This is a genomic window from Pseudomonas sp. GCM10022186, assembly GCF_042656385.1.
Lineage (GTDB): Bacteria > Pseudomonadota > Gammaproteobacteria > Pseudomonadales > Pseudomonadaceae > Metapseudomonas.
On sequence record NZ_JBHSOU010000006.1, the window covers coordinates 1 to 14,057 of the forward strand.

The 14,057-nt window shown below is 67.6% G+C and carries 10 protein-coding genes; 6 read left to right on the top strand and 4 right to left on the bottom strand.

Annotation, left to right across the window (positions count from 1 at the left end):
* Positions 1-212 precede the first annotated feature (212 nt).
* The 3 genes from ACFPU0_RS03960 to ACFPU0_RS03970 form a co-directional block, all read right to left on the bottom strand.
* A complete protein-coding gene (locus ACFPU0_RS03960) occupies positions 213-644 on the bottom strand; it encodes an acyl-CoA thioesterase (protein WP_377691487.1) in 432 nt (143 codons plus the stop codon).
* Complete coding sequence (locus ACFPU0_RS03965) at positions 641-1,792, bottom strand: iron-containing alcohol dehydrogenase (protein ID WP_377691488.1); 1,152 nt, start codon at positions 1,790-1,792, stop codon at positions 641-643. The genes ACFPU0_RS03960 and ACFPU0_RS03965 overlap by 4 nt, the downstream gene beginning before the upstream one ends.
* 145 nt (positions 1,793-1,937) lie before the next feature.
* On the bottom strand, positions 1,938-3,089 hold the full coding sequence (locus ACFPU0_RS03970) for an alpha/beta hydrolase family protein (protein ID WP_377691489.1): 1,152 nt from the start codon (positions 3,087-3,089) through the stop codon (positions 1,938-1,940).
* A gap of 170 nt (positions 3,090-3,259) precedes the next feature.
* Here ACFPU0_RS03970 and ACFPU0_RS03975 point away from each other — a divergent pair, with 170 nt between their 5' ends.
* From ACFPU0_RS03975 to ACFPU0_RS03995, 5 genes are all read left to right on the top strand, one after another.
* Positions 3,260-4,858 (top strand): wax ester/triacylglycerol synthase family O-acyltransferase, encoded by a 1,599-nt coding sequence (locus ACFPU0_RS03975; protein WP_377691490.1) that lies wholly within the window; start codon positions 3,260-3,262, stop codon positions 4,856-4,858.
* Positions 4,859-5,030: 172 nt separating this feature from the next.
* A complete protein-coding gene (locus ACFPU0_RS03980) occupies positions 5,031-6,833 on the top strand; it encodes an acyl-CoA dehydrogenase (protein ID WP_377691491.1) in 1,803 nt (600 codons plus the stop codon).
* A gap of 38 nt (positions 6,834-6,871) precedes the next feature.
* On the top strand, positions 6,872-8,983 hold the full coding sequence (locus tag ACFPU0_RS03985; RefSeq protein ID WP_377691492.1) for a 3-hydroxyacyl-CoA dehydrogenase NAD-binding domain-containing protein: 2,112 nt from the start codon (positions 6,872-6,874) through the stop codon (positions 8,981-8,983).
* 61 nt (positions 8,984-9,044) lie between these two features.
* Positions 9,045-10,229, top strand: a complete 1,185-nt coding sequence (locus ACFPU0_RS03990) for an acetyl-CoA C-acyltransferase (RefSeq protein ID WP_377691493.1) — start codon at positions 9,045-9,047, stop codon at positions 10,227-10,229.
* Positions 10,229-11,005 (top strand): SDR family NAD(P)-dependent oxidoreductase, encoded by a 777-nt coding sequence (locus ACFPU0_RS03995; RefSeq protein ID WP_377691494.1) that lies wholly within the window; start codon positions 10,229-10,231, stop codon positions 11,003-11,005. The genes ACFPU0_RS03990 and ACFPU0_RS03995 overlap by 1 nt, the downstream gene beginning before the upstream one ends.
* Before the next feature lie 165 nt (positions 11,006-11,170).
* Here ACFPU0_RS03995 and ACFPU0_RS04000 read toward each other — a convergent pair whose 3' ends face one another.
* A complete protein-coding gene (locus tag ACFPU0_RS04000; RefSeq protein WP_377691495.1) occupies positions 11,171-12,034 on the bottom strand; it encodes an MBL fold metallo-hydrolase in 864 nt (287 codons plus the stop codon).
* 266 nt (positions 12,035-12,300) lie between these two features.
* Between ACFPU0_RS04000 and ACFPU0_RS04005 the strand changes: the two genes are divergently transcribed.
* The gene (locus tag ACFPU0_RS04005; RefSeq protein WP_377691496.1) at positions 12,301-13,878 is read left to right on the top strand and encodes an AMP-binding protein; all 1,578 of its coding nucleotides are present in this window, start codon (positions 12,301-12,303) and stop codon (positions 13,876-13,878) included.
* Positions 13,879-14,057: the final 179 nt, after the last annotated feature.

Here is a 14,057-nt window from a genome sequence, read left to right on the forward strand (position 1 = left end):
GCTGCGCATCCCTTCGCGAATGAATTCGCCCCCACAGGGTCGAGGCCCGCCGGTGGGCGAGTGTTGGCTGGGAGCCGTTTTTTTGTGGGGGCGATTTCAATCGCGAACCGGTCCGCAGGACCGGCCTGCGCACTTGCCGGGGGGATGCTGCGCATCCCTTCGCGAATGAATTCACCCCCACAGGGTCCGGGGCCCCACTCCACGCGGGAGGATCAGTCCACCAGCTTGAGCAGTGCCGTGCGCACACCGTCCGGAATGGTCGCCGACTGGTTGGTCGCCCGGTCGACGTAGACATAGACGATGTACCCCGCCGCAGAAGCCTCTTCCTCGTCGTTGCGGAACAGCGCCAGCTCGTAGCGGGCGCTGCTGTTGCCCAGTTTCGCGATGCGCATGCCGACGGTGACGCGGTCCGGGAAGCCCACCGACGAGAAGTAGGTGCAGCAGTTCTCCACGATCAGTCCGATCACCGGGCTGCTGGCGATGTCCAGCGTCCCTTCCTCCACCAGGAAGAGGCTGACCGCGGACTCGTAGTAGGAGTGGTAGACCACATTGTTTACGTGGCCGTACGAGTCATGGTCGCCCCAGCGGGTGGGCATGCTGGTGAAGTGGCGGAACTGGCTGCGGGTGGGGCGTGTGCGGTTCATAGGACCTTCTCGTAGATGGAACGAATGTCGTCGATGCCCAGTTCCCTGGGGTTGTTGCCGAGCAGCCGGCTCTGTTTCGTGGCATCCACCGTCAGGTCTTCGATATCGGCTTGGCCTATGCCCAGTTCCCCCAGGCGCGTGGGCAGCTGCAGCTCGCCGGCCAGGCCGCCCAGGTAATCGGCCAGGGCGTTGGCCTTGGCCTGCGCATCCCCGGTCAGGCCGGGCAGGACGATGTCCGCGAGTTCCGCGTAGAGCGGCGCGACCCTTTCCAGGTTGAAGCGCATCACCGGCTCCAGTACCAGCGAGTTCGACAGCCCGTGGGGAATGTGGAAGCGCGCCCCCAGGGGATAGGCCAGGGCATGGACCGCCGCCACCGGGGAGTTGGCGAACGCCATGCCGGCGAGACAGGCACCCAGCAGCATGTTCTCCCGCGCTTCCAGGTCCGCACCGTTGCGGCAGGCGCGATGCAGGTTGGCCGACAGCAGGCGCAGGGCCTCGCGGGCCAGGCAATCGGAGATCGGGTTCTTCAGATGCCGGCTGGTGTAGGACTCGATGGCATGCACCATGGCATCGATGCCGGTGGCAGCGGTGACCGGCGCCGGCAGGCCGAGGGTCAGTTCGGCGTCGAGCACGGCGAGGTCGGGAAGCAGCAGCGGCGAGATGACCACGTTCTTCTCGCCGGCGCCGGTGGTCACCACCGAGACCGCCGTGACTTCGGAACCGGTGCCGGCGGTGGTCGGCACCAGGATCAGCGGCAGGCGTGGCCCCTTGGCGAGGTTGATGCCATAGACCTCCACCAGCGACTCCGCGCTGCGGGCGAGCAAGGCGGTCAGCTTGGCGGCGTCCAGGGAGCTGCCGCCGCCAAAGCCGATCACGCAGTCCGCCGCGCAGGCCCTGGCGGCCTCCACCGCGGCGAGGATCACCGCCTCCGGCGGGTCGGCCTGGACCTCGGAAAACACGGCCACGCGCAAGCCATCGCGCTCCAGTTCGGCCAGTACCGGGTCCAGCAGGCGCGCGCCCAGCACGCCGGGGTCCGTGACCAGGAGCACGGATTGGCAGCCCATGCTCCGCACATGGGTGGCGAGGCGGCGGGAAGCTCCGCACTCGATAAGGATCGATTTGGTCGTGTGGAACGCCAGGGTACGCATGGGCCGGCCTCGCTAGCTGATTCGGGAAGGATGAACCGATGCCGACGAGTCCAGCGAAGCGGGAGCGGCCGACACCACGGCCAGCACGATAAGAAGGATCGCGCCCCGCCCTCCCCCCTACTAACGAGTGGGCCGGGGCTTCGAGCTACAGGCCGGAATGGCGATCCATCAGCTCGCCCATGCGCTGCAGGTACTCGCTGCGGCCCAGGTGCAGGATGTGGTTGCCGGGGAACCAGTGCAGCTCGCTGCCCGGCCAGTGTTGCTGGAGCAGCCGCAGGTGACGCGGCGTGGTCACCCGGTCGCCGGCGCCGCCGATGATCAGCATCCGCCGGCCATCCAGGCAGGGCTTGTAGGTCAGCGGATTGTGCACCGCGAACAGGCCACGCATTTCGGCGATGCCGATCCCCTGGCTGCGCATCAGCCGGGTCAGCAGCAGGCCCGTGGGCTGCCAATCGAGGAACCCGTCGATCGGGCTGACCGCGGGCACTATGGGAATGCAGTAGTCGAGGCGCTCGTCCACCGCGGCCAGCAGCGCCGCGGTGTACCCGCCGAGGGATATGCCGGCCACGCCGATCCGCTCGACGCCGCGTTTGTGCAGATAGTCGATGAACACGCGCAGGTCGTGGATCGCATGCAGCGGCGCCTCATTGAAGGACACCAGGCCGCGGCCGAACAGGCCATGGCCGCTGAACCAGTCGCCGGGTTCGGCGCGCCGGCCATGGAAGGGATAGGTGAACAGCAGGATGTCGTAGCCGCGCCGGTAGAAGCTGGCCAGCGACAGCGCCTTCGCGTTCAGCCAGTACGGGTCCGCCGCAAACCCATGGATGAGGATCAGCGTGGGTCTGGGCCGGTCACCATGGCACCAGTGCTGGGCGTGGGCGAAGGCATTGCGCTGCATGGCCTCGAACTGCGGGCGGGCTGCCGGATTGAGCGGCTGGAATGGGCTGGCGAAGCGCAACTGGAAGCGCCGGATGTCGTACCCGGGCAGTTCACGCGCCGCGATGGCGACGTCCCCGGGTGGCGGCAGGAATACCCGCGTGGCATCCCCCGCCCGCGCCAAGGGTTCGTAGAAGCGCAACGCCTCGAGCTCCTGCTGCATGCGACCGTTCCCGAACAACGACACCAGCGTGGCGGCCGCCACCGTGGCCGACAACGAGGTACGCATCACCCTCTCCACGGCCGCGGTGCCATGGACCTTCAGGGGATGCAGCGCATCCAGCTCGGTCCCGTCCGCCTGCCGCCAGAAATCCTCGGGAAGACGTTCCCACCAGGGGCTACCCGGATCGTTCGAACCCATATCGCCAGCGCACGCCTCTTCATTCAACACGCAGAATCCCCCTGAGAAATCCAGCCCACGCCCCGCCGACCGGCACCGGAGCCCCTTCGATGGCCGACAGCCTACGTCCATAGCGGATCCGCGCATCCCCCCGAATGTAGGGGGACGGGGAGCACCCCGGTTCGTCGAACATGCAGCACCTCGACCATGGTCGCATCGACGGGCCGTTCGCGCTCGCCCGCCAGGTCGATCGATCCAGCCAGTCGCTCAACCACAGCCACAACCTTGCGAGACCTCCAACGATGACCAAGCTCAGCGGGCAGGACGCCATGTTCCTGACAGTCGATCGTCCCCATGCCGCGTCCCATGGCACGATGATCTACATCTACGACCAGTCCACGGTGGATGGACAACGCCTCGGGTTCCGCGAGATCGTCCGCCACATTTCGCATCGTCTCGATGTTTCGCCGGTGTTCCGCCGCAAGATCGTCCAGGTTCCCTTCGGGCTCGGCTATCCGTACTGGGTGGAAGACGAGCTGTTCGACATCGACTTCCACGTCCGCCATTTCGCCCTGCCCAAGCCGGGTGACTGGCGGCAGTTCTGCATCCTGGTATCGCGCATCCACGCCCGTACCATCGATCTCTCCCGGGCCCCCTGGGAAATGTATGTCATCGAAGGCCTGGACAATATCGAGGGCCTGCCCAAGGGCAGCTTCGCCATCCTCACCAAGTCGCACCACGCCGCCATGGATGGCACAGCGGCGGCTGAGCTGACCTGGGCCCTGCACGACATGGCCGGCGCCCGGGGCAAGCCCGTGTCGGTGCTCGGCGACACGCCGGCAGCGATGCCCCGGCGGCAGACCTGGGGGCCGCTGGATACGTTCAGCCGCATGCTCACCGACAACATCTCGGCCTCGGCGCGCATGGCCCGGCCGCTGGCCCGCGTGCTGCCCAGGCTGGCGCTGGCCAGCCTGCGCTCCGTGGCCCGCTCGGTGCTGTCCGCCGGCGGCGGCGCACCGCGCACGCGCTTCAACGCCGATGTACTGGCCAGTCGCGTCTGGGACTCGGTCACCCTGGACCTCGCAGCGGTGAAGCAGATCAAGAACCTGGTACCGGGGGCGACGGTCAACGATGCGGTCCTGGCCATGATCGGCGGGGCGATGCGCCGCTACCTCGAGGCCAAGGAGGAACTGCCGGACAAGTCCCTGGTGACCCTGGCACCGGTCAATACCCGCCAGGGCAACGAAGCCACCGCCAGCGGCAACACCATCTCGATGGTCAGCTTCCCCTTGCGCACCGATATCGAGAACCCCCTCGAACGCCTGGAAGCGGTGCACACCGCCACCTCGGAGTCGAAAGCGGTCCAGAATGCCATCGGCGCCCACGACCTCACCAACCTGCAGAAATTCGCGCCGCCAGCCACCCTGGGCCTTGCCGGTCGCCTGGCTACGGCCATGGGCGTGGGTGGCAAGGGACCGGTGATCCTGCACAACTGCATGGTGACCAACGTTCCCGGGCCCAACGTGCCGCTCTACATGCTTGGCGCCAGGCTGGTCTACTGGTGCGGCGTCGGCCCCCTGGCCGATGGCCTTTCCCTGATCTGGAACCCCACCAGCTACTGCGGAAAGATGTTCATCTCGCTGACCAGCTCGCCCAATGTGGTGCCCGATCCGGATTTCCTGGCGCAGTGCCTGAAGGACTCCTACGAGGAAATGAAGGCGATGGCCGTCGCCGCCTCGGCAGCCAAGGGCAAAAGCAAGACACGACGTGCCAGCGCAGGTCGGAGCTAACCGCACCGCAAGATGCGCGGCGCTGTCCCCGCCACCTGAAAGCCAATGGCACCAGCCGCTGCCACGTCCGCTCCCACTCCATAAGGGTGGGGGCGCGTCCGCCGGCATTTCGCTCTACTGGCAAAGCCCACTCCCCCGGCCGCTCGCCGGCCGACCAGTACAAGGGAACGAAATGACCGATTCGCTGCTGAACGAACGCGAGCTGAGTTTCCAGCTCTACGAGTTGCTCGACACCGAGGCCCTGCTCCAGCGTCCGCGCTATGCCGAACAGGATCGCGCCGTATTCGACGCCACCCTGGAAACCGCTCGCGGCATCGCCGCCGAATTCTTCGCCCCGCACAACCAGAAGGGCGATGCCAATGAGCCGACCTTCGACGGCGACAAGGTCACCCTGATCCCGGAAACCAAGGCCGCCTGGGATGCCTTCGCCCAGGCCGGTTTCCTCGCCGCCCACCACGATACCGAGGACGGCGGCCTGCAGCTGCCGGAAGTCATCCTGCGGGCCAGCATGGCCTACTTCAACGCGGCCAATATCGCCACGGTGGCCTATTCCTTCCTGACCATAGGCGCCGCCAACCTGGTCAAGAGCTTCGCCGGCGACGAACTGCGCCAGCGCTTCCTGCCGCCGATGCTCGATGGCCGCTTCAGCGGCACCATGGCCCTGACCGAACCCGGCCAGGGCTCCGCCCTCGGCGACCTGCGCACCAGCGCCCGTCCGGCCGGCGACGGCAGCTACCGCATCCGCGGCCAGAAGATGTTCATTTCCGGCGGCGACCACGAGCTGACCGAGAATATCGTGCACATGGTGCTGGCCCGGATCGAAGGTGCCCCAGCCGGGACCCGGGGTATCTCGCTGTTCCTGGTGCCGAAGTTCCTGGTCAGCCCCGACGGCAGCCCGGGTGCGCACAACGATGTGGCCCTGGCCGGCCTGCTGCACAAGCTCGGCTACCGCAACACCACCTCCACCGTGCTCAATTTCGGCGAACGTGACGGCGCCGTCGGCTACCTGGTGGGCGAGGCCGACAAGGGCCTTTCCTACATGTTCCAGATGATGAACGAGGCGCGCATCGGCGTGGCCCTCGGCGCCTCGGCGCTGGCCTACCAGAGCTTCATCCACGCCCTGGACTACGCCCGCGAGCGCCCCCAGGGCCGCCTGCCGGGCGCCAAGGACCCGCTGGCGCCGCAGGTGCGCATCGTCGAGCACGCCGACGTGCGGCGCATGCTGCTGCAGCAGAAGGTCTATGCCGAAGGCAGCCTGGCGCTGTGCCTGTACGCCAGCAGCCTGTTCGAGGATGCCCACACCGCCGCCACCGACGCAGAGCGTCGCGATGCCGGGGAGCTGCTCGACCTGCTGATCCCCATGGTCAAGTCCTATCCCTCGAAGTACGGCGTCATCGCCTCCGATATCGGCGTTCAGGTCCTGGGGGGGTCGGGCTACATCCGCGAATACCCCCTGGAGCAGTACTACCGGGACAACCGCCTGAACCCCATCCATGAAGGCACCGAGGGTATTCACGGCCTCGACCTGCTGGGCCGCAAGCTGCAACAAAAAGGCAGGGCCGGCTATGGTCGGTTCCTGGCGCTGGTCCGCGAGTCCCTGGGCGAAGCCGGGCGCGACGACCGCTGCGCCCCGCTCGGCTACATCCTGGCCGGCGCCCTGGACCGGCTCCAGGAAGTCACCGAAAGCCTGCTGGGCCAGGTCGCCGCGGACGCCAACCTCGGCCTCGCCAACGCCACCCCCTACCTCGACCTGTTCGGTCGCGTGCTGGTGGGCTGGCTGTGGCTGCGCATGGCACGGGTGGCCAGCCGTGCCCTCGATGCCGGTGCAACGGACAACGAGGCGGACTTCTACCACGGCAAGCTGCAGGCGGCCCGCTACTTCATGGATTGGGAGCTGGCCTCCATCGACATCCAGGCACACCTGCTCATATCCGGCAACCGCACCAGCTTCGACATGCAGGACCGCTGGTTCTGAGCCCGCCCCACACTTTCAGCGCACTACAAGGAGTCATCATGAATCCACTGGTCACTTATCGGGTCGAAGACGACCTGGCCCTGATCGGCCTCGCCCGTCCCCCGGTCAATGCCCTCGGCCAGCCCCTGCGCGCGGCCATTCTCGAGGCCTGCGAGCGGGCCGCGGCCGATCCGTCGGTAAAGGCGGTCATCCTCCACGGCGCCAACGGCCTGTTCAGCGCCGGCGCCGATATCAGCGAGTTCGGCAACCAGGCCTCCTTCGCCGCACCCGACCTCCCCGGCCTGCTCCTGCGCCTGACCCGCCTCGACAAGCCGCTGGTGGCCGCCATCGGCAAGCTCGCCCTCGGTGGCGGCCTGGAACTGGCCCTGGCCTGCGGCTACCGCATCGGCGAGCCGCAGACCCGCGTCGGCCTGCCGGAAATCAACCTCGGGCTGCTCCCTGGCGCCGGAGGCACCCAACGCCTGCCTCGGCTGATCGGCGCCGAAGCGGCGCTCGACATGATGCTGTCCGGCGCGCAGGTGCGTGCCGAGCCTGCCCTCGCGCTCGGCATTCTCGACAAGCTCGCGGCGAGCGCCGAGACGCTGCTGGACGAGGCCCGCGCCTACGCCCACGAACTGATCGCCAATGGCTCCCCGGCACGGCCGGCAGAGCCCTTCCCGGAACCGGCCAAGGGTCTGTCGGATGACTTCCTCGCCCGTTTCCGCGAACGGAACGAGCCGCGCTGGAAGAGCCGCCTGGCGCCGCGCCTGGTACTTTCGGCGGTGGAAGCCGCCTGCCTGCTGCCGCTGGAGGAAGGCCTGGTCCGGGAAGTCGCGCTGTTCAAGCAGGCCGAGGCCTCGCGCCAGTCGGCGGCACTGCGCCATGTGTTCTTCGCCGAGCGTGAAGCCGGCAAGGTGCCGGGGATCGACGCCAGCACCCTGCCCCGCCCCATCGCCAAGGTCGCGGTGATCGGCGCCGGCACCATGGGTGGCGGCATCGCCATGAACTTCGCCAACGCCGGCATCCCGGTGACCCTGCTGGAACGCCAGGGCGAAGCGCTGGACCGTGGCCTGGCGCAGATCCGCAACAACTACGGCATCAGCGTCAAGCGCGGCAAGCTGACCGAAGCCCAGCTGGAGCAGCGCATGGCCCTGCTCACCGGCAGCCTGGACTACGCCGACCTGGCCGACGCCGACCTGGTGATCGAGGCCGTGTTCGAGAAGATGGAGATCAAGCAGGAGGTGTTCCGCACCCTCGACCGCGTCTGCAAGCCGGGCGCCATCCTCGCTACCAACACCTCCTCCCTGGACGTCGACCAGATCGCCGCCGTGACCTCCCGCCCCCGGGACGTCATCGGCCTGCACTTCTTCAGCCCGGCCAACGTGATGCGCCTGCTGGAAGTGGTGAACGCCCGCGACACCGCGCCGGACGTCCTGGCCACCACCCTGAAGATGGGCCGCACCATCGGCAAGATGCCGGTGGTCTCCGGCGTCTGCTTCGGCTTCATCGGCAACCGCATGCTCGAACCCTACTCCCGCGAAGCCCACCGTCTGGTACTGGAAGGCGCGACGCCGGCGCAGGTGGACGGCGTGCTCACCGATCTGGACCTGAACATGGGCGTGTTCAGCATGCTCGACCTGGCGGGCGTCGATGTGAACTTCCTCGTGCGCGATTCCAACCGCGCCGCCTTCGCCCACGACGAGAGCTACTGCCGCCTGGGCGACGAGCTGTACAGCCTCGGCCGCTATGGCCAGAAGACCGGCCGCGGCTTCTACCGCTACGAAGGCCGCGACCGCCAGGACGACTACGAAGTGGTGGCCCTGGCCGAACGCCTGGCCGGTGAACTGCATGTACCCCGCCGCCCCATCGGCGAGCAGGAGATCCACGACCGCTGCCTGTTCATGCTGATCAACGAAGGCATCCAGCTGCTGGACGAGGGCATCGCCCTGCGCGCCGGCGATATCGACCTGGTCTGGCTCAACGGCTACGGCTTCCCCGCGCATCTCGGCGGCCCGATGCACTACGCCGAACAGCTCGGCCTGGACAAGGTGCTGGACGGCATCCGCCACTACCGCCAGGCCCTCGGCGAGTACGGCCGGATGTGGTTCACCCCCGCGCCCTTGCTGGAGCGCCTGGTGGCCGCCGGCAAGACCCGCATCGAACGCATCTGATCGCACCCGGCTGGCGCCGCCTCCGGTCGGAGCCAGCCCATACCTCTGACAGGACAAGACCATGAAAGAAGCCGTCATCCTCTCCACCGCCCGTACGCCCATCGGCAAGGCGTTTCGCGGCGCGTTCAACGCCACCACCGCCCCGACCATGGCCGCCTTCGCCATTCGCGCCGCAGTGGAACGCGCCGGCATAGAAGCCGCTGAAATCGAAGACCTGGTCATGGGCACCGGTATGCCGGCCGGCACCGCCGGCTGGAACCTCGGCCGCATGAGCGTGCTGGCCTCCGGCCTGCCGATTTCCGTCAGCGGCCAGACCCTGGACCGCCAGTGCGCCTCGGGCCTGATGGCCATCGCCACCGCCGCCAAGCAGATCATGGTCGACGGCATGCAGGTGACCATCGGTGCCGGCCAGGAACACATCAGCCTGGTGCAGAACCGCCACATGGACTGGGTCGGCAGCCAGCACGACGAGCAGGTGCTGCGTCACGTTCCCCACGCCTACATGCCGATGCTGCAGACCGCCGAGCGGGTCGCCGAGCGCTATGGCATCAGTCGCGAAGCCCAGGATGCCTACTCCCTGCAGTCCCAGCAGCGCACGGCCGCCGCGCAGCAGGCGGGTCTGTTCGAGGGTGAGATAGTTCCGGTGACGGTCACCAGGCAGATCGTCGACAAGGCCAGCGGTACCGTCGGTTTCGAAGAAGTGACCCTCGCCCGGGACGAAGGCAACCGCCCGCAGACCACCCTCCAGGACCTCGGCAACCTGAAGCCGGTGATCGAAGGTGGCTGCATCACCGCCGGCAATGCCAGCCAGCTCTCCGACGGCGCCAGCGCCTGCGTGCTGATGGACGCGCGCCTGGCCGAACAACGCAACCTCGAGCCCCTGGGCCTGTACCGCGGCATCGCCGTCGCCGGCCTGGCACCGGAGGAAATGGGCATCGGCCCGGTGCTGGCGGTACCCAGGCTGCTCAAGCAGCACGGCCTGAAGGTCGACGACATCGGCCTGTGGGAACTCAACGAAGCCTTCGCCTGCCAGGCCCTGTATTGCCGCGACACGCTGGGTATCGACAACGACCGCTACAACGTCAACGGCGGCGCCATCGCCATCGGCCACCCTTACGGCATGAGCGGCGCGCGCATGGTCGGCCACGCCCTGCTGGAGGGCAAGCGCCGTGGCGTGAAGTACGTGGTGGTCACCATGTGCGTCGGCGGCGGCATGGGCGCGGCCGGCCTGTTCGAGGTGTTCTGATGAGCGTCTTCGCCCCCTTTACCCTGGCCGGCCGCACCGTGCTGGTCACCGGCGCCTCCAGCGGCATCGGCGCCCACCTGGGCCGAGTCGCCGGGCGGGCCGGTGCCCGGGTGGTCCTGGCGGCGCGCCGGGTGGAGCGCCTGCAACAGCTGGCCGAGGCCGTCCGCCGTGACGGCGGCGAGGCCCTGGCCGTGGCGCTGGACGTCACCGACCGGACCAGCGTCGAGGCCGCCTTCGATGCCGCCGAGGCGGCCTTCGGAGCGGTGGACGTGGTGCTCAACAACGCCGGCATCGGCAATGGCCAGCGCGTGCTGGAAGTCAGCGAGGAAGACTGGCGCGCCATGCTGTCCACCAACCTCGACGGCGTCTGGCGCGTGGCCCAGTGCGCCGCGCAACGCCTGGCGCGCGCCGAGCGTCCGGGGAGCATCGTCAATATCGCCTCCATGCTCGGCCTGCGGGTGGGCACCGGCTACAGCCACTACTGCGCGGCCAAGGCCGGCGTGGTCCAGCTGACCAGATCCCTTGCGCTGGAATTGGCCCGCTACGGCATACGGGTCAACGCCATCGCCCCGGGCTACTTCAAGACCGAGATGAACGACGCCTACTTCGACAGCGAGAAAGGCCAGGCCTATATCCGCGATGCGGTGCCCATGCGCCGCCTCGGCCGGCTGGAGGAGCTGGACGGCCCCTTCCTGCTGCTGGCCAGCGAAGCGGGTGCCTATATGTCTGGCGCGGTGCTGGCGGTGGATGGCGGGCAACTGGTGGGAAGCCTGTAAGTGCGAAGAACCCGCTCCCTGGAGCGGGTTTTTTTCACTATTGCGCTGGCTCCACCGTAGGGTGCGCTGTGCGCACCGATTGCGGCATCGGCCATCGCGTGACGCTCAACCGCTGGTGCGCGCGGCGCACCCTACCTGTTCAGCTCCTTCGTTCGATCCAGACAATCAGCTATCCAGCCGGCTCAGCTCGGTGTGCTGGTCGAATGCCTGGTAGCGGGATTGCCGGTCGCGCAGGACCTTGATCATCGCCACCTCGGGGTCACGCGCCAGCAGCAGCCGGCCGCCGCAGGCGACCAGGTGGTCCAGCAGGCGCTCCTTCTCGTCCACCAGGGACTCCGGGTTGCGGTCGAACGCCGTGGTCAGTTCCAGGCGCAGCCATTGGGTGGCAGGAACGAGATCGCCGGCGAACACGACCGGACCGCCGGGCATCTCGATCTCCGGCAGCAGTTGCCCGGGGGTGTAGCCATCGCTGACATGGAAGCGCCAGTCCTGGCCCAGCAGTTCGCTGCCGCCCTCCTCCAGCAATTGCAGGCGGCCGCTGTCCTCCAGTTTCCGGATGATCTGCGGGATGAACAGCGCACGATCACGGGGATGCGGGTGGCGGGCCCGCAGCCAGTGGCGCCGCCCGGTGAGGTAGCGTGCGCCGGGAAACAGCAGCCGCGGGGTCTCGCCTTCCCTGACCACGGCTTGCACGTCCCGCGGCAGCACGGCATGCAGATGGGTCAGCAGCACGGCATGGATATCGCCCTCGCCCAGGCCATGTTCCGCCAGGCTGTCCAGCAGGCCGAACACCGGTTTCTGGCAGCGGCAGGTTCGTGGAGGCGGTGCCAGCAGGGCATCGGTCCCGGCGAGGACCAGAATGTTCGAACGGCCCTGCTGGACCAGCATCCCACGCGTCGCCAACTCCACCTGGTTGTCGTGGTCCGGACAGAACCAGTCGCTCCAGGCACGACGGGGCGTGCTGCCGAACAGCGCGCCGCCATCGAGCTTGCGACTTCTGCCTGCCAAGGTGGAAATACTGCGGTTCACGACAATCACCTCTCTGGACGTACACCCATCACGCGCCCAATCGGGCACCGATAGCCTATTCGCAGCGCCAGCCGCTTTTCCCCACCCACGAGGGGTGGGGGGCTGGTTCGGCGGGTTGACGCGGGCCGCGCAAGGGGATTACGCCCCGGTCGCGTGGTTTCGCTCCGCGGAACGTGCCGCACCCCTACCCTGATGGGGGGCGCTGCCGCGAGAGGCCCTTCCTAGAATCCGTTCTCCACCAACCAGAACAACAAACGGAGACCGCGATGAAGATGAATTTCTCCCGCGTCATGGGCCAGGTCGCCCACCACTACGCCGAGCAGGAAGCCCTGGTGAACGTCGAGCGCGATCGGCGCTATCGCTTCGATGAGCTGCATCGGCTGACCAATCGCATCGTCAACATGATGCGCGGCCGCCTGGACCTCCGTCGCGGTGATACCGCGCTGTGCATCCTGGAAAACGACAACCTGTCACTGCTGCACGCCTGGACCGCGTTCAAGGGCGAGGCAGCCATCGCCCATACCAATATCCGCGACTCCCTCGAAGAACATAGTTGGCAGATCGAGTTCATCCGGCCCAAGGCGATCTTCATCGAGACCGGGCTACTCGACCGCTACGGCGAGATGCTGCGCCAGAGCGGCGCCCGGGTGATATGCATGGACCTTCCGCCGGCGCGGCATGCCTATGCCCGATATTTCTGGGACCTGCTCGAAGGGGTGTCCGACCGGGAGCCGGAAGTCGAGTCCGACGTGCACCAGGACGTGCTGATCTACCGCTTCACCGGCGGCACCACGGGCAGGAGCAAGTGCGCCCGCTACACCATCGACAACTGGCTGGCGGCGCGAGACTCGATGTACGCCGACAGCGAACAGAGTCAGGCCCTGAACGAGCTCACCCGCTACCTGCATATCGCCCCCATCAGCCACGGTTCGGGCCTCTCGCTGCTGCCCACCCTGTTCCGTGGCGGTTGCACCGTCACCCAGAACGCCGCCGACCTCAAGGCCTGGTGCCGCAACGTCGAGGCGGAGCGCATCACCACCGCCCTGATGGTGCCGACCCTGGTGGGCTGGCTGCTGGAATTGCCGGAAGCCAGCCAGTACGACCTGTCCAGCCTGCAGACCCTGTACTACGGCGCCGCCCCCATGAGCCCGGCCAAGCTCGAGCAGGCCCAGGCGCGCTTCGGCAATATCTTCTTCCAGCTCTACGGTTCCACCGAGTGCGCCCAGGCGGTCTGCACCCTGACCAAGGCCGACCACCTCACCGCCATCGAGACCGGCCGCCTGGCCTCCGCCGGACGCCCGACCACCGGCATCGAACTGCGGGTGGTGGACGATGCCGGCAACCCGGTGCCGGCCGGCACCACCGGGGAGATCTGGTTGCGCGGGCGCGGCACCATCTCCGGTTACCACAACAACCCGGAAGGCACCGCCGCCGAGTTCGAGAACGGCTTCTGGAAGTCCGGCGACCTGGGCTACCTGGACGAGGCCGGCTACCTGTTCATCGTCGACCGCAAGAAGGACGTGATCATCACCGGCGGCTTCAATGTCTATGCCGTCGAAGTGGAAGCCACGCTCAATGCCCACCCTGCCGTCTCCATGTCCGCCGTGGTCGGCGTGCCCCACGACAAATGGGGCGAGGCGGTGCACGCCGAAGTGGTGCTCAAGCCGGGCATGGCCGTCACGGAAGAAGAACTGATCGAGCTGGTGAAGGAGCGCCTGGGCCGGTTCAAGGCGCCCAAGTCGGTGACCTTCGTCGACGCGCTGCCCGTGAGCGCGGTGGGCAAGGTACTGCGCCGGCAGGTGCGTGAGCGCTACTGGAAGGATCAGGCGCGACGGGTGTCCTGAGCGGCTCCCGGCTCCACCGAGGCCCCGGTTCGACCGGGGCCTTTGCCTTTCCGGTGGCACTCTTTTCGTAGGGGGGATGTCGCTTTTCACATCCACCAGCGAGTCCAGGCCCGGCACCGACGGTGGATCGATGGAGCGTGATCCACCCTACGACTCACACCCACTTGCCAATCCGACAT

Bases quoted from the DNA above. Each gene is read 5' to 3' on its own strand.
- ACFPU0_RS03965 (WP_377691488.1), bottom strand. From the start codon at position 1,792: ATGCGTACCCTGGCGTTCCACACGACCAAATCGATCCTTATCGAGTGC.
- ACFPU0_RS03995 (WP_377691494.1), top strand. From the start codon at position 10,229: ATGAGCGTCTTCGCCCCCTTTACCCTGGCCGGCCGCACCGTGCTGGTC.
- ACFPU0_RS03960 (WP_377691487.1), bottom strand. From the start codon at position 644: ATGAACCGCACACGCCCCACCCGCAGCCAGTTCCGCCACTTCACCAGC.
- ACFPU0_RS04005 (WP_377691496.1), top strand. From the start codon at position 12,301: ATGAAGATGAATTTCTCCCGCGTCATGGGCCAGGTCGCCCACCACTAC.
- ACFPU0_RS03980 (WP_377691491.1), top strand. From the start codon at position 5,031: ATGACCGATTCGCTGCTGAACGAACGCGAGCTGAGTTTCCAGCTCTAC.
- ACFPU0_RS03985 (WP_377691492.1), top strand. From the start codon at position 6,872: ATGAATCCACTGGTCACTTATCGGGTCGAAGACGACCTGGCCCTGATC.
- ACFPU0_RS03970 (WP_377691489.1), bottom strand. From the start codon at position 3,089: ATGGGTTCGAACGATCCGGGTAGCCCCTGGTGGGAACGTCTTCCCGAG.
- ACFPU0_RS03990 (WP_377691493.1), top strand. From the start codon at position 9,045: ATGAAAGAAGCCGTCATCCTCTCCACCGCCCGTACGCCCATCGGCAAG.
- ACFPU0_RS03975 (WP_377691490.1), top strand. From the start codon at position 3,260: ATGCAGCACCTCGACCATGGTCGCATCGACGGGCCGTTCGCGCTCGCC.